Genomic DNA, 17,421 nt, shown 5'->3' on the forward strand with positions numbered 1-17,421 from the left:
GCACCACCCCACAGCCCCCACCTCTGCCCGAGACTCACAGAAAGTAGGCGCAACCCTTGCCCTTCTTCCAAGTCGATGACCAGCTCCACATCAACCAGAAAGCCCAGCGACTCTTGGAGAGCGCCATTTCCGGCGACATCTCGGGAGTAGCAGCCCTGGGACTGTGGACCGTGTCAGGCAGTACCATCCAGGCAGCCGGCACAGACGGCTTGATCTCCGAGACCCAGCTAATGAGGATCCTGCTCAACAAACAAGCAGTCGATCTCTTAGCCGGCAAACTCGTAGAGGTCGCCTTCTGGCACGCACCAGGACACGACTGCACCGACTGCCCACAGCCCCCGCCCGGATCCTACGTCTTCCACCAATGGTTCCAATTCGGCTACGACCCAGCAGAAGAACTCCGCCTGGATCGAGCCAAGAAAAAGGAACTCAAAGACCCACGAATCATCGCGGCGGTCTGGGCTCGGGATTCGATTGATGGGCGGGGCAAGGAAGCTAATTGCCGGTATTGCGGTGACCGGGTGAAACGTGCTGACCGCAAAGGAGCTAAGAAGCCTGAGCTGGATCACGTGGACCCTGGCCTGGCAAATGGTGCTACGAACATCGTGATTTCGTGCCACGAGTGCAACCGGCACAAGGGCAGGCGCACACCTGAGCAGGCTGGGTTGACGCTGCGTGAGGCTCCGGCGCATGCGCGTGGGTCCGTGGAAGTTGAATCGAACTCACCCAACGGTGGGCGCACGACTCCTTCTGCGTTGACTCCGCATGCTGTCGTTGAGCCCGCGGCACCCCGGCCAGCTCAGGCAGTCTCCCCGACGCGGGCCGATCATGGCCAGATCAAATCCGATATCAGCCAGATATCAGATCAGATATCAACAGATCGAGCTATCTCCGGGCCCGCACGCGGGCAGGCAGGGTCTGGCAGGGAGGGGTTGGGTCTGGCAGGGCCAGGCGGGGCACAGCAGGGCAGCCGCACCGCTGATACCCCTAACAATTCCTCCACGGGTAAGCGCCGCCGACGTCGGAAAAGACGTGCTGGCACAAACCCTGAATCACAGCGATTCCAGGGACAAGACCATGAACCGATGCAGCGGGGGAGAGCTGGTGAGGCTCCAGAGATGAAGGGCTTCGGGCAGTACGGCTCACCGTGGCATAACCACCATGGCCGGCCCTCGACCGTAGATGAAACCACCTGCGATGAGCACGGACTCGAAATGCCGTGCCGGACCTGCAAGAACAGCGATTGGTGAGAGGCAGACTCGGATGAGAATGGAACTGTGGCAGTGCGTGGCCCCGGATTGCACTATGACGACGCCGGTTGGTGTCCGGGTCTGCACCCGTTGCGTGGACGGCGTAATCAAGTCGCTGCGCCGGATCCCGGGTGAGCTTTTGCCCGCGGTAGTGATGATCAGCCGTGGGCAGCGGGCTCCGGCTCGACTGAGGTCAGCGGTCAAGACCAAATCAAATCCACGACAGGAGCCGGTGCATATCGGCGCTTTGGATCTGGCTGACGATCTTCGGAAGCGCCGGGACGAGTTCAACGACGAACCACCACAATGGTTGCCCCATGATCCTGAGGCCGCCCGGAAGATAGCTACGCTTCATGCGACCATCAGCGCTGCCGAGCGAATGGTCTACGGAGACGATGACGACGGCAGCAGCCACCCTGGCGAAGGGTATCTGCAGATGCGGATGAACATGCTGCCGGTGATGACAGCCCACGAGGCCTGCGAATGGTTTGAAGAGCAGGGTGTGCCAGTAAAGCTTCGGCAGATCTACAACTGGCGGCAGCGGGGGAGACTCATACCCGCCCGTATTCTGGAGCCCACCACCACCGGTGGGCCCAAGAGAGTGCTATATCACCCCCTGGATATCTACCTTGCATGGGAGAACCGGGCCAAGCACGCATGGCTGCCACCAGTGATGGAAGCCGCGGCAGCTGCTCAGGCCGCCAGGTACGACACGCAGACTCCTCCGGCGGGAGTGACGTACACGCAGCGCGTGGGATAGCATTACTCACGTTGAGGCCACTTGCTGCCCTGAAACTCTTTCAGCGGCCAGCAGGTGGCTTTTCTGTATCCACTGGGAGCTGTGACTGTGGCCCGGAATGACCGCTCATACATCGCTAAGCGTGACCAGCTCAAGAGCGTCGCTCGACGCCAGAACCTTCCGTGTTGGCTTTGTGGTCAGTCGATCGACTTCGACCTTCCGTGGAAGCATCCAATGAGCTTCACGGCTGATCACATTGACCCGATCGCGCTCGGCGGATCGATGACTGGTGAGCTTCGACCGGCGCACCGGTCATGCAACTCACGTCGCGGCGTCGGTCGCGGCACGGTGCCGACTGTGAAGCCGGTCCCGACGTCGGTCGATTGGTACGGCCACAGGTAGGGGTGGGGGTATACCCCTCCCCCCTCCCGCCTGTGACTTTCCCGGCATAGTCACATTTTTCTCCCCGGAGAACGAATTGTTCCGCTATCTGACAGCGGACCAGATTTTTCCCCTGCCGGCATAGGCCATATTCCGAGGTGGTGACGATGAGCCGAGAGCTTTCCCCATGCGGCACTGAAGCTGCCTACCGGCGTCATCTTCGAGCCAAAGAATCGGCGTGTGATGACTGCAAGCGTGCAGCGGCAGAAGCTCGCAAAGCACGCCTCGATAAGAAGAAGCCACCCAAGGCACCACGGCTGCACTTCTCCGATGAGGCCATGGCACAGATCCGCCCGGACCTCTTCGGCGATGATGTCAGCCCCGACGACGTCGAAGATCTGGACGACCGAAAAGAACGGCTCTGGATCTACGCCACCCTGAAATCGGCAATGCGCTACGCAATGCCCCGTGAGGTCGCGTCAATCGCCCGAGAGCTGCGAACCGTCCTGAACGAGCTCACAAAGCAGAACGCCGAGGGGGAGGGCGACCTAGCTAGCGAGTTTGAGCAGATGCTGCAGGAGCGTGAGGCGCGTGAACACGGTGAAGGGGTGTCAACGGCCACGAATTGAGCACCGTCCAGCACCAGGGATCAAGAATCACGCGAATGAAGTAGCAGTCGCTGCTCAGCTCTGCGGTCTCCTTCTGGACGAGTGGCAGGAGTACGCTCTCCAGCTCGCCACTCAGCGCCGCTCAGACGGCCAGTGGAGTGCTTATGAGGTTGGGCTTGAGGTAGCCCGTCAGAACGGCAAGAGCGCGATCATTGAGGCTCGCATCATTTGGGGGCTGTTCTTCAACAAGGCTGAAAAGACGATTGTCTACTCAGCGCACGAGTTCAAGACCGCCGTCGAGATCTTCAACCGCCTGGTGGGCCTCATCTCCAGCAACCCGCGACTCATGCGGCTGATCGCCCCCAATGGCATCAAGCAGGGCAACAACGGTCGAGGAATCAAGCTCAAAGACGGATCAGAAGTCAAGTTCCTCGCACGCTCAGGCGGCTCAGCACGCGGCTTCTCCGGCGATCTGATCATCTTCGATGAGGCATACGCGCTGAAGTCGGAGCAGCTGGCCGCTATGCGTCCCACCATGGCTGCACGATCCATCACGGGCCAGCCGCAGCTGTGGTTCGCGTCCTCTGCCGGCATGCCAGATTCCGACGTGCTCAACGGCATGCGGGGTCGGATCATTGATGATCCGCAGCAGGAGCCGAGAGAGCACACCGTCTATCAGCACGAGCACGAGCCGAAGTTGCTGTGGATGGAGTGGAGCGCCCATCACGAGATGGATTCTGCAGACCTAGAGGCGCGTCGCTTGGCCAACCCGTCTCTTGGTGTCCGGATCTCGCTGGAGTTTCTTGATGATGAGCTTCGGGGCTTCCTCGGCGACCCAGAGAAGGGCGAAGAGGCTTATCGGCGCGAGTACCTAGGTATTCGGCCTGTGGCGGCGAAGGCTGCAGCTCTTAGCCTGGCGCACTTCAAGTCTCTCCATGATCCCAACGCTGAGATGTCCGACGTCGTTGCCCTGGCGGTAGACGTGACGCCCAGCCGTGACTACGCAGTGATCTCCGCTGCCGCTCTGTGCCCGGATGGGCGGATCCTCATTGAAGTTGTCGACCACAACGTGGGAACTGACTGGGTGACCGATGCTCTTAAGCAGCTCAAGGCCAATCTGAACCCCGTCAGGATCATCATTAACGCCGGAGATGGTGCCGCTGCGCTGGCGCCGGAGTTCAAGCGTGCTGGCATCCGCGTCACGGAGATCTCCATGAAGCAGTATGTGCAAGCTTGCGGCCAGTTCCTGGATGACTACAAAGCCCGGCGACTGGTGACCCGAGTAGAGCAGGAAGTGCTGCTGGACGCGGTCAAGATCGCCACCATGAGGTTCTTCGGAGACACCCTGTTCCGTTGGAACCGAAAGAACCCACTGGAGAACATCGCGCCCTTGGTGGCCGTCACGCTGGCCGTCCGCGGCCTCGAATACAAGCGAAACCGTCAAGCCCGGGAAGAGGGCATTGGCGGTGTGAAGAAGAAACCTAGGAGGCTGGCAATTGGGCACTGAAATTGCGCCGCTCCAGGCTCCATCCATCACTAGTGAGCTGGGCATCGTTCGCGGTGTCGATCAGGACATCTCCAGTCGATTCTTCAAACTCGCCAAGCAGCTGCAGGCGAAGGCCCCACGGAACCTTCTACGAGGGCGTTACTACGACTCAAAGGCCACGATTCAGCATCTCGGCATCGCGGTCCCTCCGCACCTGCAGCGATTCCAGACAGCCGTTGGGTGGCCGGCCAAAGCCGTTGACATGCTCGAGCGCCGAATCCGGTTCCAAGGATTCGTCGCGCCGGAGCAAGGTAGTAACCCCTTCGAACTGGACGACGTTCTGCGAGAGAACCAGTTCGAAATGCTGGTATCCATGGCCGTCGTCGGCATGCTGACGCATTCCAACTCCTGGCTCTTCACCACTCAAGGGATTGCAGGCACCGGGGATCCCGAAGTTGTCATCACCGCACGTTCCGCGCTGCACTCCACCGGTACCTGGGATGCTCGCCGCCGAGGGATCAAAGACGCTTTGGACGTGCTCACAGTGGATGAGAACGGTGAAGCGGATACGGCCCTGATGTACACACGTGAGGCCGTCTATGGCTTCGCTCGACGCGGAGGCATCTGGTACGGACGCAGGCGACCGCACAGCCTGAACCGGCTACCGGCAGCCATGCTGCCCTACAGGCCATCCCTAGACCGCCCCTTCGGTCGATCAAAGATCAACCGGCCAATCATGGGCATCACGGACCGGGCAGTGAGGACGGCTCTCCGCTCGGAAATCACAGCCGAGTTCTTCTCTGCCCCGCAGCGGTACATGCTGGATCTGGATCCGGGCACCCTGGATGACGGTGTTCCCGGTTGGGCGGCTCTAATTGGGCGAATTCTGGCCATGGAGCGTGACCCGGATGACCCGGACGCACGGACTCCCAAAGTCGGTCAGTTCAACGCCTCGAATCAAACCCCGCACATTGAGCACATGCGGGAGCTGGCCGCTGAAATGGCGGGAGAGGCGAACATCCCCACTGGCGTGCTTGGCGTGTTCCATGACAACCCAGCAAGCGATCGGGCGATGCACACCGCATACATGCCGCTGGACGAGGATGCCGAACGCGCTCACACCGCGATCGGATGGGCCCTGGAGCAAGTGGCGATCAACACCGTCATGATTCGGGACCGGCTCAGCGAACCATCACGGGAGCTAATGCGTCTGCGGTCACGCTTTCAGGATCCCAGCCGCCCGACTCGGGCCATGGCCACCGATTCAGTGGTCAAGCAGGTCCAGGAGGGCATTCTGCCGGCAGATTCCGAGGTCACCCTCCAGGAGCTGGGCTATGACGCTCCAACGATCAGGCAGATCCAGGATGATCGTCGGCGGACGCGGGTGACATCGATGTTGCAGGGAGGTCTGCGAAGTGCTGCGGAGTCCACTACTCGAGGGACCGATGTCGGAGAGGTGATGGAGAGACGTGGCGCAGATACTGCTGGACTTCCCATCGACTGATGTCCCCTCGATTGAGGATCAGGTCAATCAGATCTTCACTGCTAGGGACTTCCGCCAGTACGACGACGCGGTAGATGATCTGCTGACGCTGGCACTGGGATCCGTATCTACCGCCTGGCATTCAGTGGAGGACTCATCGGCCGAGAGGATCCGGGATGAGCTGCTTCTTGCGGTACCCGAAACGGTCAGAGCTTTCGGGCCTCAGATCAGCGACGTGGCCGCGATCGAATACCAGGATCTGCGTAGCGCAGCCGGTATCCGGTCGCGGCACCGCGCTTTGCTGGCACCGCCTCCGCCACCATCCCGGACTGAATCGCTGGTCCGCTGGTCTGTAGGTGCCCTGTTCACTCCTACGAGTGATCGCCAGCAAATGTGGACCAACCTCGCCGGCGGACTAATCCGGATACTGCTGGACCAGCAGCGGCAGACCATGATCGACAACGCCGTAGACGACATCATTGACGGCCCGATCGGTACACAGCGCCTGCCAAGACCCGGCTGCTGTGCATTCTGCGCAATGCTCGCCTCTCGCTCGGCAGCCTTCGGCGTACCCGATGGGCAACGCACCGTCATCGGTCGCGGAGTTCCCTTGGAAGCTGCTCGGCCTGGAGCCCCAGGACGTCGGCCCGGCGGAGTCAGACCACGAGGCACCCAGCAGATCGGCCAGCTCTATCACGACTACTGCCGATGCCGTGAGGTGCCCGTATGGCGCAGCACCGCCGTGGGCCTGGAGCGTGACGCTGAAGGCTACCTCGAAGAGTACTTGGAAGCTCGCCGCGCTCTCAGCGAGAGAAAAGTGCTCGATTACACCCAGGTCAAAGCCGAGGACGGCAGCCTTCGCCGTCACTACTTCTGGCGAGACCGCGAAACCGGCGAACGCCTCGACGGTAATCAGGCATCCCAGATCCTCCAGTGGATGCGCTACCAGACGGGCCGCAAATAGCCGGCCCCCAAGTTTCCTCCCGCACGGGAGACCCACCCCACTCACCTGCACAGGAGATAGCCCAATGTCCGATCAGACCCCCACCCCCAAGGAAGTCGCCGAGACCGCCGGCCAGGAGGCTGCACAGCCCCCCGCCGCCCCGGAGACGCCCGCCCAGCCCGCAGAGACTCCCAAGACCGAGACCCCCTCCGCTAAAGAGGCTGCAAAGCCTGACGGAGAGCAGGCCGGCAAGGAAGAGAACTCTGAGGGCACCAGCAAAGAACCTGACTGGAAGGCCGAGGCACGCAAGCACGAAAAGCGGGCCAAGGAAAACTACCAGCGGAACCAGCAGCTGGAAAAGGAGCTCAACGAGCTCAAAGCCGAGAAACAGAAGACCGACGACGCCGCCCAGCTCCGCAGCGACGTTGCCGAAGAAAAGGGCGTGCCGGCTCATCTTCTTCAGGGAGAGACCCGCGAAGAGATGGAAGAGCAGGCAGACGCCCTGATCGCATTCATCGGCAGCAGCAAGCAGCCCACCGGCCCCCTCGTGCCGGAAGCGGGCTCGGGATCTGATCAGCCCCTTGATTCTGAGGCCGAGGAAGCCCTCAAGGCACTCGGCTTCGCTTAGTCCATTCTGACCGCGCTCAGCGCGGAGAAAGTAGGCCACAATGCCTCTGGATACTCAGCACTTTGCGCAGCACAACCTGCTGCCCAAGAAGATGTCCAACAAGATCTGGGATATCGCCCGCGAAAACTCCGTGGTGCCCTCCCTGACCACCCAGGAGCCGGTGATCATCGGCGACAACATCATCCCCACCATCGAAGAGAAGCCTCGTGCCTCCATGATCGGTGAGGGTCAGCGCAAGCGGTCCTCTGACCTGCGGTTTGGGTCTGAGACGCTCTTCCGCGGCAAGGCGGTCGTGCTGACGGAAGTCTCGCTGGAGACCACCCTCGCCAACCCGGTTGAGACGCTGCGGATCATCCAGGAGAGCTTCGGCTCTGCACTGGCGACCCAGATTGACCTGGCGATCCTGCACAACCGGGACGCACTGACCGGAGAGCAGATCTCCCAGGATGCGAACTGCATCGCGGACACCACTCAGCGCGTGGTGCTCTCCGAGGACGTGAACCGCGTGAAGAAGGACATCAACGCCGCATCGGCGCTGGTGGCTTCCCACTCCCTGGTCCCGAACGGGGTAGCCCTCGATCCCGCGATGATTGCTCGCATGGTCGAGGCCGAGAACCCGCAGACCGGCGCTGAGCTGTACCCGAATCTCAACATCGGGGCCACCAACGCCGGCCTGGTCAACGGTCTCCGCTCCGCCGTCGGCGACAGTGTCTCCGGTCGCACCTACGACGACTCTGAGGACTCCGGTATTCGCGGCGTCGTCGGTCGCTGGGATGCCGTTCGCTGGGGCAAAACCGCCACTATCTCGATGAAGAAGATCGAGTACGGCGATCCCACCGGCAACGGCGACCTCCAGGCCCGGAACTACGTGGCCTTCATGTCAGAGATCCTCTTCGGCTGGCGAGTGCTGGACGTCAACAAGGCGTTCGCAGCGATCGAGACCGGCGCCGAGGCACCCGACACAACTGAGTGAATCCCACCTCGCACAGAGCCCGCCGGCTAGGAGCAATCCCCGCCGGCGGGCTCTGCCGCACCACTGGAAAGGAAACCGGGATATGAGCCCGCTGCTTACCACCCCGACCGGCGTCACCGTGAAAGTCCCCGAGGATCGCGTGCCTGTGCTGACCAGCCAGGGGTACAAGCTCAAAGTCGCAGCTACCGCGCCGGCTGAGCCTGAACCGACGGAGACCGCTGCGGCAGAAGCGCAGCAGGAAGACTCCGAGACCACCGCAGACATCGCCGATGAGGCCCAGAAGAGCGACGACGACACCCTGAAGGAGTCTGAGGACTCCGCAGACGCTGCCGCCGATGCTGAGGCCGAACAGGACACCCAGACCGCCGAGGCGGAATCTGAGACCAAGGCTGAGAAACCGGCCCCCAAGCGCAACACCCGAAGCCGCGCCAAGTAAGAGGCGACCACCTTAGGAGGTGAGCAGCCATGGCCCAGAACTGGACGACTGACCAGGACGTGTTGGACCGCTGGACGGCAGAAGATCAGCCGGACAGCGAAAAGCTGACAACCAAGATCGGTCAGGCAGAGCGGGCAATCCGCCGCGAGTTCACCACCATGGCTGCTCGCCTCAAAGCCACCGACCACACCGGCGACAAGGTCGAACCCGACCTGCAGGCGCTCATCGCCGACGTCGTCGCCGACCTGGTCCAGGAATCATTCACGAACCCTCTAGGCCTCCGCTCCATTCAGGACGTCGAAGGACCATGGAGCCAGCAGCGCACCATCGCAGGTGACAGCCCCGGCAAGATGATCCTCACGCGGGACCATAAGCGGCTTCTCAGCCCGCCCGCATCAGGATCAAGGATGAAAACCGTAGATCTGGGGCTGGGCTCACACATCGCCGGACAATCCCGGCTCCATCGCAACGCCCACGGCATCGTCGTAACCCCCGAAGGGTGGCCCGTCTGATGCAGCGGCGAAAACCGAAGTACGTCGCCGCGGAACTGCACCAAGGCGGACTAGACGAACGAGGCCGACGCCGAGACAACAAACCACCAATTACTCTTCCCCGGATCCTGCCATGGGACCGAGACACCACCGAACCCCGAACGGGCTCGGGACCGTCCCATGACCGCGCTTCCGCGCTGATCGAGTGGGGATACCTCCCTAAAGGAGTGGTGATTGGCCAGACTGACCGGCTGCTTATCCCTGAGGGACGGCTGCAGGGCTGGTGGCACGTAGACGGGAAGCCTCAGGAGTGGCCCCGCGGCCTCCAGGTGCCGTTGACCCGTGGACGCACCGGAGAGGGGCGCTGAGCCGTGTTCAAAGGTTACCGACCAGACCGCCGAGGGCTGGCAGAGATCGCGAAGGATCCCCGGCTAGGTGCCGTCTGCGAGTCAGTAGCTCGCCAGGGGGCCGCAATAGCCAATCAGCTCGATCCGGACGGCAACTACCAGGCGTCGCCACGCATGGTCACCGCTGGCTGGAAGAACGAGAGCCGGCGCGGTGCCGTCATCCAGCAGACCGGCAAATCATGGACCGCTGAGCGGGACCGGGTGCTGGTCGAAGTCACACGCAGACTCCGAGGCAGATAGGAAACCCATGCCCCTTGTATGGCCCGACACAGTAGAAGCCCTCTTCGAATACCTCGACGGCACAGAGCACGCCGGCGAGAAGATCAAGCTGGTTGAAGAGAAGCCCCCCACTCTGCCGAACGAGCCTGAACCTGGTTTCGCTGAGGTTCTGGTTGTCGTCAACCTGGACGACTCGGCCATTGGCGACTATGACCGCGTCGACAAGTTCCTCTTGGAGATCTACGCCGACGACCGGCAGGTGGCGAAGGAAGTCGCTGAATCGATCAACTCCCTGGTCTGCCTCGCTGAGGGCTGGGAGACCCCCTCAGCGCTGATCGACACCGCAGAGCACCGTTCCGGCCCTGCCTTCACTCCACACCCGTCAGAGCACGTGAGGCGCTTCGACCTCCGGTTCTGGCTCACCGTGCGCCCGATATAAGCCCCACCACCGGGGATCTCTGGAGAACACCCAATTTCAAGCCCATAGGAGGGGCAAAATCATGTCACCAGCCACAACCCTTACTGAGCTGCGCCAGCGCTCTGACAACCGCGACCTGGTTCGCAAGATCCGCCGATCAGTGGCATTCCTCGGCCGCGTTGACGACGTCGAACTGCCCGAACAGATCACCACCGAGGACCACCGACTGATCAACCTTGCCGAACTTGGCTGGCTAGCCTTCGGGCTGGTCAATCGCGACGGTTACGAGTTCGGACGCGATATCGAGAAGTCGCAGACTGATGCTCTCGGCTATGGCGATCCGGTCCGTCGGGACGTCGAGAACGTGGCCCGGAACATCACCACGACTCTGCTGGAGCACGGCAAGCGCCATATCCACGAGCTAGTGGACGGAGCTGACTACTCGGGCATCCGGCCCAAGGAGAACGGCGAGATTGTCTGGGATGAGCCGGATCTGCCGCTCTTCGAGAAGTACCGGATGATCATCATCGGCGAAGACGGACGGATCACCGAGAACTGGCTCATGGGACGCGGATACGGCTCCGTTGAGCTGGAAACTGCCCAGTCCATCACCTGGAACCACGCCGACGCCACCGCGCAGGCGATCACTCTCTCCGTGGACAGCGACCCGGCGATCGGCTCTCCAGTCCGTAACTACCTCGGCGGTTCCGCAATCGGCAAGTACACCGATGTCCTGGGCTGGAACCCCGAAACCCCGGCCCCCGCCCCCGACTCGGGAACCGGTGACGGCGGCAGCGAAAGCTGACCGCCCCTTATGACGGGATCGCCGGCGTCGGTGTGTCTGGGCGCGTGGGACGACGCCGGCGATCCTCCATCTCTCTCCACCCTCAGTTCCACGCGCCTCACCGAGAGGAAATCATGCCGAAATTCTCCAAGACCACCAAAGGCCCGGACGGGAAACCCAAGACCCGGGTCATCGAGACCAGCCACCCGGCTACACAGGTGGAGCTGCTCGCAAGCGGCTATACCAAAGTCACCACCCTGGCCACAGCTGCCACCCCCAAAGACGTCGCGGAGACCCCCGGCCAGGAGGCTGCACAGCCACCTGCAGACGCTAAGACGCCAACTCCCATCCCTGCCCCGACACCGACGCCCACACGGGCTCGGGGTGCCAAACCCGACAAGAAGTAACCCCTTAGCCACCCACCGGCTCTGACCCACGAAAGGCCCCAGACACTATGACCGATTCACCGAAGGCACATCTGACAGAAGCCGAGTTCCTGGCAAAGACCCAGGAGTTCCAGCCGTTCCAGTTCACCCTGGGAGGCAGGAAGGGGACGATCACGTTCCCTGACTTCAACGCTGGCTCTGTTGCCGAAGCCCGCGCTATGGAGCACAAGATCCAGACCGCGATTGATCCTCTGGACGCGCTGGAAAAGTGGCTGCCGGCAGAGGAATTCGCCAAGCTGAAGTCTGCGAATCTTAACGCTCGCAAGATCAGCGCTCTGTTCGAAATGGCGCATACCTACACCAATGGTGAGAAGCGCGCCCGCCGGCATGTGAAGGCCAGCGACCTCGACGCTGAGTGCAAAGACCCCGCACCGTTCACGTTCGTGCTGAAGAACAGCAAGCGAGTCGTGTTCCCTGACTTCGCTTCCGGCACGGTCGAAGAGATGCGCGAGTTCTATCAGGTGCTGCACATGAACCGCACCGACCCGGAGCTGATTCTGCAGAAGTGGATCGGCGATAAGAGCTGGGACGCGCTGCAGTCGCTGAACCTTAACGCTCGCCAGCTCGCCGCGCTCTGTGATGAAGCAATCGCTCACTACCAGGCCACCAGGGGATCACTGGGGGAATAGAGCGCCTCCGGGAACTGATCGAAAAGTTCCGGCCCGAGATCCGCGCCGATCTGCTCCACTTCTTCGGCGTGGATCTCGGGCTCTGGTGGAAGAACCGGCGCTGGAAAGCCCTACTGGAGCTAATCGAGCAGCTGCCGAATTCTTCGCGCACCTGGGAGGCACGCCTCAATGACGAAGAGGAAGCGGAGCTAATTCTCGACTCAATAGAGAAACGGGAAGCAGAAGAGGGACCGCAACCGCAGAACGTCATCGCTGTCCGTGAGTATGACCGGAATGCCATGCAGCTTGAGGACGTCAAGCAGCTGCTCTCATCTCTCATCAACACGGTCAGATCTGCCATAGGAGCTAAGCCGGTCCCGCACCAGCGACTAAAGGCAGAAACGCTGCTGGATGAGAAGACCTGGGAGCGCGACGTCGAGAGCGTCTCTCCGATCCTCGAAGCGACTGGCTTCAATCCAGCAGAAGTATTCGGGTTCGACCCCGACGACGAATAACCGGCCCAGCCGGCGATCTCCTACCAACTTCATACCCGCACCGGAGGTGAGCAAATGGCCGTCGTCGGTGCTGCAGAGGTTCCGGTTCGTCCAACGTTCCCGGGATTCCAGCGCGAAGTGGGCAGAGAGGTCGCCGGTGTAGGCCAGAACTTCGAGAAACAGGGTCCAGGCCTAGGCCGTCGTCTCATGTCCGGTATCGGTACCGGACTGAAGTACGGCGCACTGGCAGTCGGAACTGCCACCGCCGGAATTCTCACCACGGCCCTCGTGCGGGGCTGGCAGCGACTCTCCGCTATCGAGAACGCCGAGGCCAAGCTACGAGGACTCGGTCACTCGGCACAGTCCGTGGACTCGATCATGAGCAACGCCCTCGACTCAGTGCGAGGGACCGCCTTCGGCCTGGACGAGGCAGCCACCGTGGCCGCCTCCACAGTTGCTGCCGGCATCAAGCCAGGCAAAGACCTCGAGGAGGTACTCAGGCTAACCGCCGACGCAGCCACCATCGCCGGCGTCGGCATGGACGAAATGGGCGCGATCTTCAACAAAGTCGCCTCATCCAACAAGATTCAGGGCGACGTGATCGCCCAGCTGCACGGCCAGGGCATCCCCGTGATCCAGATGCTCGCCGATGAGCTGGGAACCAGCGTCGAAAAGACCTACGAGCTTGCCTCCGCTGGCGAGATCAACTTCGAGACCTTCCGCTCGGCCATGGAAAACGGACTCGGCGGAGCAGCCCTCAGCGCTGGCGACACCACCACCGGTGCATTCGCAAACATGATGGCAGCCCTCTCCCGCTTCGGCGCTCAGCTGCTCACCGGCGTTTACCCGCTGGCTCGCCACGTATTCGGCGGCCTGACTGAATGGATCGACAACCTCACCGAGGTCGCCGCCCCCGCAGTCACCTCCATCTCTGAGGGCATGGTCACCGGACTCCAAGCACTCGCCGGAGCCTGGAACAACTCAAGCCAGGAGGCCGAAAGCTCCGGCTTCGTCGGATTCCTAGAGCGCCTCGGCTCCACAGCCCGTCGAGTGTTCGACGCCACCGTGAACTGGATCAACCAATTCCGAGAAGGCTGGAAGAACACAGCAGACGACGTCGAACGCACCGGCATAGCAGGATTCTTCGAACGCTTCTCACTAGCCGCAGGATCCGCAGGGGACACCGCCGACAACGCCGGCGGAATCTTCGAATCCCTCGGCGGCATCCTCACCGGGCTCGGGAGCGTGCTTCCCGGATTGATCTCTAGCGGTCTGAGCGTGCTGGCTAACGTCATCGGCTGGATCGGCGACAACATGCACCTGGTGCTGCCGCTGATCCCGGTGCTGCTTACGGGATTCGCCGCGTGGAAGGTCGCCAGTATGGGGCTGACCGCAGCTACTACCCGGTTGCAGGCGGCTCAGGTCGCTATGGCTCCGCTGATGCTCGCCTCGAACGTGGCCCGCTTGACCGCAGTCCGCATGGAGGCCCGCCTAGCAGCTGCTCAGAGCACGACGACCGCGACGACGACGGCGCAGACAACGGCCCTGCAGCGCAAGACCACCGCGACCACTGTCGCCACGGGTGCTCAGCGTGGCCTCAACGCTGCTATGAGGGCTAACCCGATCGGCGCGATCATCACTGCAGTCACGCTGCTGGTGGGAGCGCTGGCATGGTTCTTCACGCAGACTGAGACCGGGCAGAAGATCTGGGAGACCGTCTGGAATGGCATCAAGTCCGTCGTTTCCGGCGTCGTTGATTGGTTCCAGAACACTGTGGTCCCGATCTTCGCCGCGACCTGGAACGCCATAACCGCAGCGGCCACGTGGGCCTACGAGAACGTAATCCGCCCGGTGATCAACGCCTTCGCCGCGATCTTCAAGTGGCTATATGAGACCGTCATCGAGCCGGTGGCTGGATTCATCACCGCAGCTTTCCGGTTCATCGGTTCCGTGATCAGCGCTGTCTGGACAGGGTTCCTGCAGCCGACGATCCAGCTGATCGGCGATATCTTCCGCTGGCTCTGGGAGAACGTAGCCCGTCCAGCGTTCGCCCGGATAGGTCAGGCATTCCGCGATATGGGCTCCGCAATAGCGCGGATCTGGAACGGAGTACTCAAGCCGACGATCGATCTCCTTGGTGCCATAGTCCGTTGGCTCTGGGAGAACGTGGCCCGCCCGTACTTCGAACGGATTTGGCAGCGATTCCAGAGCATGGGTCGCTGGATCTCCGATGTGTGGTCCCGGGTTCTGCAGCCGTTGTTCGTGGCCTTGGGTGACCTGGTCATGATGGTCTGGAGTGACTGGATCCGCCCGGCTTTCGATCGCATAGGCGAAGCCTGGGAGAACATGACAGGCTGGCTCGACCGGACGTGGAAGAACACTCTTCGACCGATCTTCGAAGCGGTGGGGGACTTCGTTCGTGAGCAGCTGGTCAGCCGGATCGAGAACGGGATTGACCTGATCAAATCTGCCTGGGAAACGCTCAAGGCCGGATTCGCCACACCGATCAACTGGGTCATCAACACCGTGTGGAACAACGGCATTAAGGCAGCCTTCGACAGCGTAGCCAAGGCCGTTGGATCTGATGCTCGCATGGGCGAGATCCCGACGATTGATATCCCGGCTTTCGCAAAGGGCGGCTACCACGGTGGCGGCTGGGCACTGGTCGGTGAAGAGGGTCCAGAGCTGGTGAACTTCGACCGGCCCGGGCGCGTCTACACCGCAGCGGAAACCCGCTCTGCCTTGGGTATGGGAGAAACCCCCATCGAAAAGGCGGTACATGCCGGCACCCTAGCCCCCACTGATGCACCAATCGGCGGTGGCTGGCTCCGACGGGGCGCTAACTGGCTGTTGGAGAACACCCCGGCGGGTGCCGTCGTGGAGTGGAGCCGCGGCAAACTCGCTGACGGCGCGGAAACCCTGTTCAAACCGATCCTGGACAAGGTCTCTGGCTTCGTCTCCCAGTTCGGCATGATGGGTCAGCTTGGATCCGGGTTCATCGACTACGGCGTGGAGAAGGTTCTTGACTGGATCCGTGGCCAGGACGATGACGCTGCCGCTGAGGGCGTCTATGACGGGCGATTTGCGGCGAACCCAGGCGGCTTCAACCGGCCTGCTGCAGGGCCGGTGACGTCACGGTTCGGACCTCGGAACATTCCAGGTGGCTTCTCGAACTTCCACGCTGGTATCGACATCGGAGCGCCGCAGGGCGCGACGGTTCGGGCAGCGTGGGATGGCGTGGTCAAGCGGACAGGTTGGGGTCCGGGCAATCTCGGAAACCTGATCGTGCTGAATCATGGTGGCTTCGATTCTGCCTACGCTCACCTGTCTCGGATCGGCGTGAAGGCCGGCCAGGAAGTCACAGGCGGGCAGGCGATCGGCGCCGTCGGTGCAACGGGCGGACGCTTCGCGTCGCACTTGCACTTTGAGCAGCACCGGCCAGGGTTCTATAACCCGGTCAACGTCAACCACCTGTTCCGGGATAACGGCGGGCTGCTGCCTCCTGGCCGCAACATCGTTGATAACTGGACTGGCGGGACCGAGTACATATTCAACCAGGCCCAGTTCAACGCTGTGCGAGACGCAGTGTTGAGCGGCGGTCCTGGTCGAGGTGACCACCTGACCGTGAACCAGTACGCGATCGAATCCAAGGACGCTCACCGCAACGCTCAGCGGATGCGTAGTGAGTTCCGCAAACACAACCGCCGGAAGCTGCAGGGGGTCAGATGAGAGTCCGATTCGAAGGACTAGAAATCGGCTCCACTGAGCGCCGCCACGGTGACGTGGTGATCAGCGACATGGACTTCGGATCAACCGAGTACGTGACAGCTGATCAGCAGCAAGAAGGCCGCGATGGTGTCACCCCCGGCAGGGATTACCTCAGGGGAACTATCGCGGCCTTCACCATCTCCAGCAATCAGCGGACAATGCGCCAGGCCCGCGAAGTACTCTCAGAGTTCCTCGCGGCCTGGCGCGACCGGAAACGCCGACTCACCCCAGGGCTGCTGGTGCCGCTGGAGTACTCGCCGCTGGACATGGACGGTGAATGGTTCCGGATCTACGGGCGGCCGCGGAGTAACGACTCCTACATCTTTGATCACCTGATGCGGCAAGGCGTCGGCACTGTCAATCTGGAGTTCGAGCAGCTTGAACCCCGATTCTTCGCCGGCGGGGAAGCTGGTGAACAGCAGGCGACCATCCGGGCGACAGCAGCAGCTTCCGGCACCGGATGGACGTTCCCACTCACATTCCCTGTGAGTTCACCAGGCCCACCAGAACCGGCGTCCACGGTGATCACAGTCAGCGGCAGCGAACCCACACCGCCAATCATCGAGTTCCACGGACCAGGCCGACGATTCCAGATCAACGGAAACGCCGGCTGGCACATGGGCCTAGATCCTGATGTGGAGCTTGCCGCTGATGAGGTAATCACCATCGATCCACTGTCCAGAACCGTCACGGACAACTTCGGTCGACCTCGCTCCGTGTTGGATCTCCGTTCAGCACTCGGGCAGATCGAGCTGCACCCGGGCACCGAAACACTTTTCTTCTCCGCTGAGGACGTCACCGGCACCGCACACGCAATCATCCGCTGGCGTGACGCCTACGCCTCTGCCTAATCATGAGG

Annotated in this window: 20 protein-coding genes; all 20 read left to right on the top strand. The window is 61.9% G+C overall.

The features are described from left to right. The first annotated feature begins 56 nt into the window (after positions 1 to 56). The gene (locus tag ABEA23_RS10325) at positions 57 to 1,250 is read left to right on the top strand and encodes an HNH endonuclease (protein WP_345477916.1); all 1,194 of its coding nucleotides are present in this window, start codon (positions 57 to 59) and stop codon (positions 1,248 to 1,250) included. Between the two features lie 19 nt (positions 1,251 to 1,269). Further along, positions 1,270 to 2,010 carry a hypothetical protein gene (locus ABEA23_RS10330; RefSeq protein WP_345477917.1) on the top strand — a complete coding sequence of 247 codons (741 nt, stop codon included), beginning with the start codon at positions 1,270 to 1,272 and terminating at the stop codon, positions 2,008 to 2,010. An 87-nt stretch (positions 2,011 to 2,097) separates the two neighbouring features. Further along, a complete protein-coding gene (locus ABEA23_RS14260) occupies positions 2,098 to 2,391 on the top strand; it encodes an HNH endonuclease (RefSeq protein ID WP_425577211.1) in 294 nt (97 codons plus the stop codon). 146 nt (positions 2,392 to 2,537) lie between these two features. Beyond that, positions 2,538 to 2,999, top strand: coding sequence for a hypothetical protein (locus ABEA23_RS10335; RefSeq protein ID WP_345477918.1), 462 nt, complete (start codon positions 2,538 to 2,540; stop codon positions 2,997 to 2,999). Continuing rightward, a complete protein-coding gene (locus ABEA23_RS10340; protein ID WP_345477920.1) occupies positions 2,962 to 4,485 on the top strand; it encodes a terminase large subunit domain-containing protein in 1,524 nt (507 codons plus the stop codon). The genes ABEA23_RS10335 and ABEA23_RS10340 overlap by 38 nt, the downstream gene beginning before the upstream one ends. Next, positions 4,475 to 5,968, top strand: coding sequence for a phage portal protein (locus ABEA23_RS10345; protein WP_345477921.1), 1,494 nt, complete (start codon positions 4,475 to 4,477; stop codon positions 5,966 to 5,968). The genes ABEA23_RS10340 and ABEA23_RS10345 overlap by 11 nt, the downstream gene beginning before the upstream one ends. After that, positions 5,934 to 6,911 (top strand): VG15 protein, encoded by a 978-nt coding sequence (locus ABEA23_RS10350; RefSeq protein ID WP_345477922.1) that lies wholly within the window; start codon positions 5,934 to 5,936, stop codon positions 6,909 to 6,911. The genes ABEA23_RS10345 and ABEA23_RS10350 overlap by 35 nt, the downstream gene beginning before the upstream one ends. A gap of 64 nt (positions 6,912 to 6,975) precedes the next feature. Next, positions 6,976 to 7,518, top strand: coding sequence for a hypothetical protein (locus ABEA23_RS10355; protein ID WP_345477923.1), 543 nt, complete (start codon positions 6,976 to 6,978; stop codon positions 7,516 to 7,518). Positions 7,519 to 7,558: 40 nt separating this feature from the next. Further along, entirely contained in the window at positions 7,559 to 8,491 is a 933-nt protein-coding gene (locus ABEA23_RS10360) for a phage major capsid family protein (RefSeq protein ID WP_345477924.1), read from the top strand. 82 nt (positions 8,492 to 8,573) lie between these two features. Further along, entirely contained in the window at positions 8,574 to 8,927 is a 354-nt protein-coding gene (locus ABEA23_RS10365; RefSeq protein WP_345477925.1) for a hypothetical protein, read from the top strand. Positions 8,928 to 8,956: 29 nt separating this feature from the next. Then, positions 8,957 to 9,439 carry a hypothetical protein gene (locus ABEA23_RS10370; protein ID WP_345477926.1) on the top strand — a complete coding sequence of 161 codons (483 nt, stop codon included), beginning with the start codon at positions 8,957 to 8,959 and terminating at the stop codon, positions 9,437 to 9,439. Beyond that, positions 9,439 to 9,786 (top strand): hypothetical protein, encoded by a 348-nt coding sequence (locus ABEA23_RS10375; protein ID WP_345477927.1) that lies wholly within the window; start codon positions 9,439 to 9,441, stop codon positions 9,784 to 9,786. Before ABEA23_RS10370 ends, ABEA23_RS10375 begins: the two co-directional genes overlap by 1 nt. Before the next feature lie 3 nt (positions 9,787 to 9,789). Beyond that, the gene (locus ABEA23_RS10380) at positions 9,790 to 10,065 is read left to right on the top strand and encodes a hypothetical protein (RefSeq protein ID WP_345477928.1); all 276 of its coding nucleotides are present in this window, start codon (positions 9,790 to 9,792) and stop codon (positions 10,063 to 10,065) included. Positions 10,066 to 10,072: 7 nt separating this feature from the next. After that, positions 10,073 to 10,483, top strand: a complete 411-nt coding sequence (locus ABEA23_RS10385) for a hypothetical protein (protein ID WP_345477929.1) — start codon at positions 10,073 to 10,075, stop codon at positions 10,481 to 10,483. Positions 10,484 to 10,544: 61 nt separating this feature from the next. Then, a complete protein-coding gene (locus ABEA23_RS10390; protein WP_345477930.1) occupies positions 10,545 to 11,267 on the top strand; it encodes a hypothetical protein in 723 nt (240 codons plus the stop codon). A gap of 113 nt (positions 11,268 to 11,380) precedes the next feature. Further along, on the top strand, positions 11,381 to 11,653 hold the full coding sequence (locus tag ABEA23_RS10395) for a hypothetical protein (RefSeq protein WP_345477931.1): 273 nt from the start codon (positions 11,381 to 11,383) through the stop codon (positions 11,651 to 11,653). Between the two features lie 47 nt (positions 11,654 to 11,700). Further along, positions 11,701 to 12,321 (top strand): hypothetical protein, encoded by a 621-nt coding sequence (locus ABEA23_RS10400; protein ID WP_345477932.1) that lies wholly within the window; start codon positions 11,701 to 11,703, stop codon positions 12,319 to 12,321. A 68-nt stretch (positions 12,322 to 12,389) separates the two neighbouring features. Beyond that, positions 12,390 to 12,815 carry a hypothetical protein gene (locus tag ABEA23_RS10405; protein ID WP_345477933.1) on the top strand — a complete coding sequence of 142 codons (426 nt, stop codon included), beginning with the start codon at positions 12,390 to 12,392 and terminating at the stop codon, positions 12,813 to 12,815. 54 nt (positions 12,816 to 12,869) lie between these two features. Continuing rightward, positions 12,870 to 16,523: a peptidoglycan DD-metalloendopeptidase family protein gene (locus tag ABEA23_RS10410; protein WP_345477935.1), complete on the top strand. Its 3,654-nt coding sequence runs from the start codon at positions 12,870 to 12,872 to the stop codon at positions 16,521 to 16,523. After that, the gene (locus tag ABEA23_RS10415; RefSeq protein WP_345477936.1) at positions 16,520 to 17,413 is read left to right on the top strand and encodes a phage tail family protein; all 894 of its coding nucleotides are present in this window, start codon (positions 16,520 to 16,522) and stop codon (positions 17,411 to 17,413) included. Before ABEA23_RS10410 ends, ABEA23_RS10415 begins: the two co-directional genes overlap by 4 nt. The last annotated feature ends 8 nt before the right edge of the window (positions 17,414 to 17,421 follow it).

It is taken from the genome of Nesterenkonia rhizosphaerae, assembly GCF_039544555.1.
Lineage (GTDB): Bacteria > Actinomycetota > Actinomycetes > Actinomycetales > Micrococcaceae > Nesterenkonia > Nesterenkonia rhizosphaerae.

What these genes read in the sequence shown, in the direction of transcription:
- ABEA23_RS10415 (WP_345477936.1), top strand. Translation starts at nt 16,520, where the DNA reads ATGAGAGTCCGATTCGAAGGACTAGAAATCGGCTCCACTGAGCGCCGC.
- ABEA23_RS10335 (WP_345477918.1), top strand. Translation starts at nt 2,538, where the DNA reads ATGAGCCGAGAGCTTTCCCCATGCGGCACTGAAGCTGCCTACCGGCGT.
- ABEA23_RS10410 (WP_345477935.1), top strand. Translation starts at nt 12,870, where the DNA reads ATGGCCGTCGTCGGTGCTGCAGAGGTTCCGGTTCGTCCAACGTTCCCG.
- ABEA23_RS10370 (WP_345477926.1), top strand. Translation starts at nt 8,957, where the DNA reads ATGGCCCAGAACTGGACGACTGACCAGGACGTGTTGGACCGCTGGACG.
- ABEA23_RS10385 (WP_345477929.1), top strand. Translation starts at nt 10,073, where the DNA reads ATGCCCCTTGTATGGCCCGACACAGTAGAAGCCCTCTTCGAATACCTC.
- ABEA23_RS10395 (WP_345477931.1), top strand. Translation starts at nt 11,381, where the DNA reads ATGCCGAAATTCTCCAAGACCACCAAAGGCCCGGACGGGAAACCCAAG.
- ABEA23_RS10400 (WP_345477932.1), top strand. Translation starts at nt 11,701, where the DNA reads ATGACCGATTCACCGAAGGCACATCTGACAGAAGCCGAGTTCCTGGCA.
- ABEA23_RS10365 (WP_345477925.1), top strand. Translation starts at nt 8,574, where the DNA reads ATGAGCCCGCTGCTTACCACCCCGACCGGCGTCACCGTGAAAGTCCCC.
- ABEA23_RS10360 (WP_345477924.1), top strand. Translation starts at nt 7,559, where the DNA reads ATGCCTCTGGATACTCAGCACTTTGCGCAGCACAACCTGCTGCCCAAG.
- ABEA23_RS10355 (WP_345477923.1), top strand. Translation starts at nt 6,976, where the DNA reads ATGTCCGATCAGACCCCCACCCCCAAGGAAGTCGCCGAGACCGCCGGC.
- ABEA23_RS10330 (WP_345477917.1), top strand. Translation starts at nt 1,270, where the DNA reads ATGGAACTGTGGCAGTGCGTGGCCCCGGATTGCACTATGACGACGCCG.
- ABEA23_RS10375 (WP_345477927.1), top strand. Translation starts at nt 9,439, where the DNA reads ATGCAGCGGCGAAAACCGAAGTACGTCGCCGCGGAACTGCACCAAGGC.
- ABEA23_RS10390 (WP_345477930.1), top strand. Translation starts at nt 10,545, where the DNA reads ATGTCACCAGCCACAACCCTTACTGAGCTGCGCCAGCGCTCTGACAAC.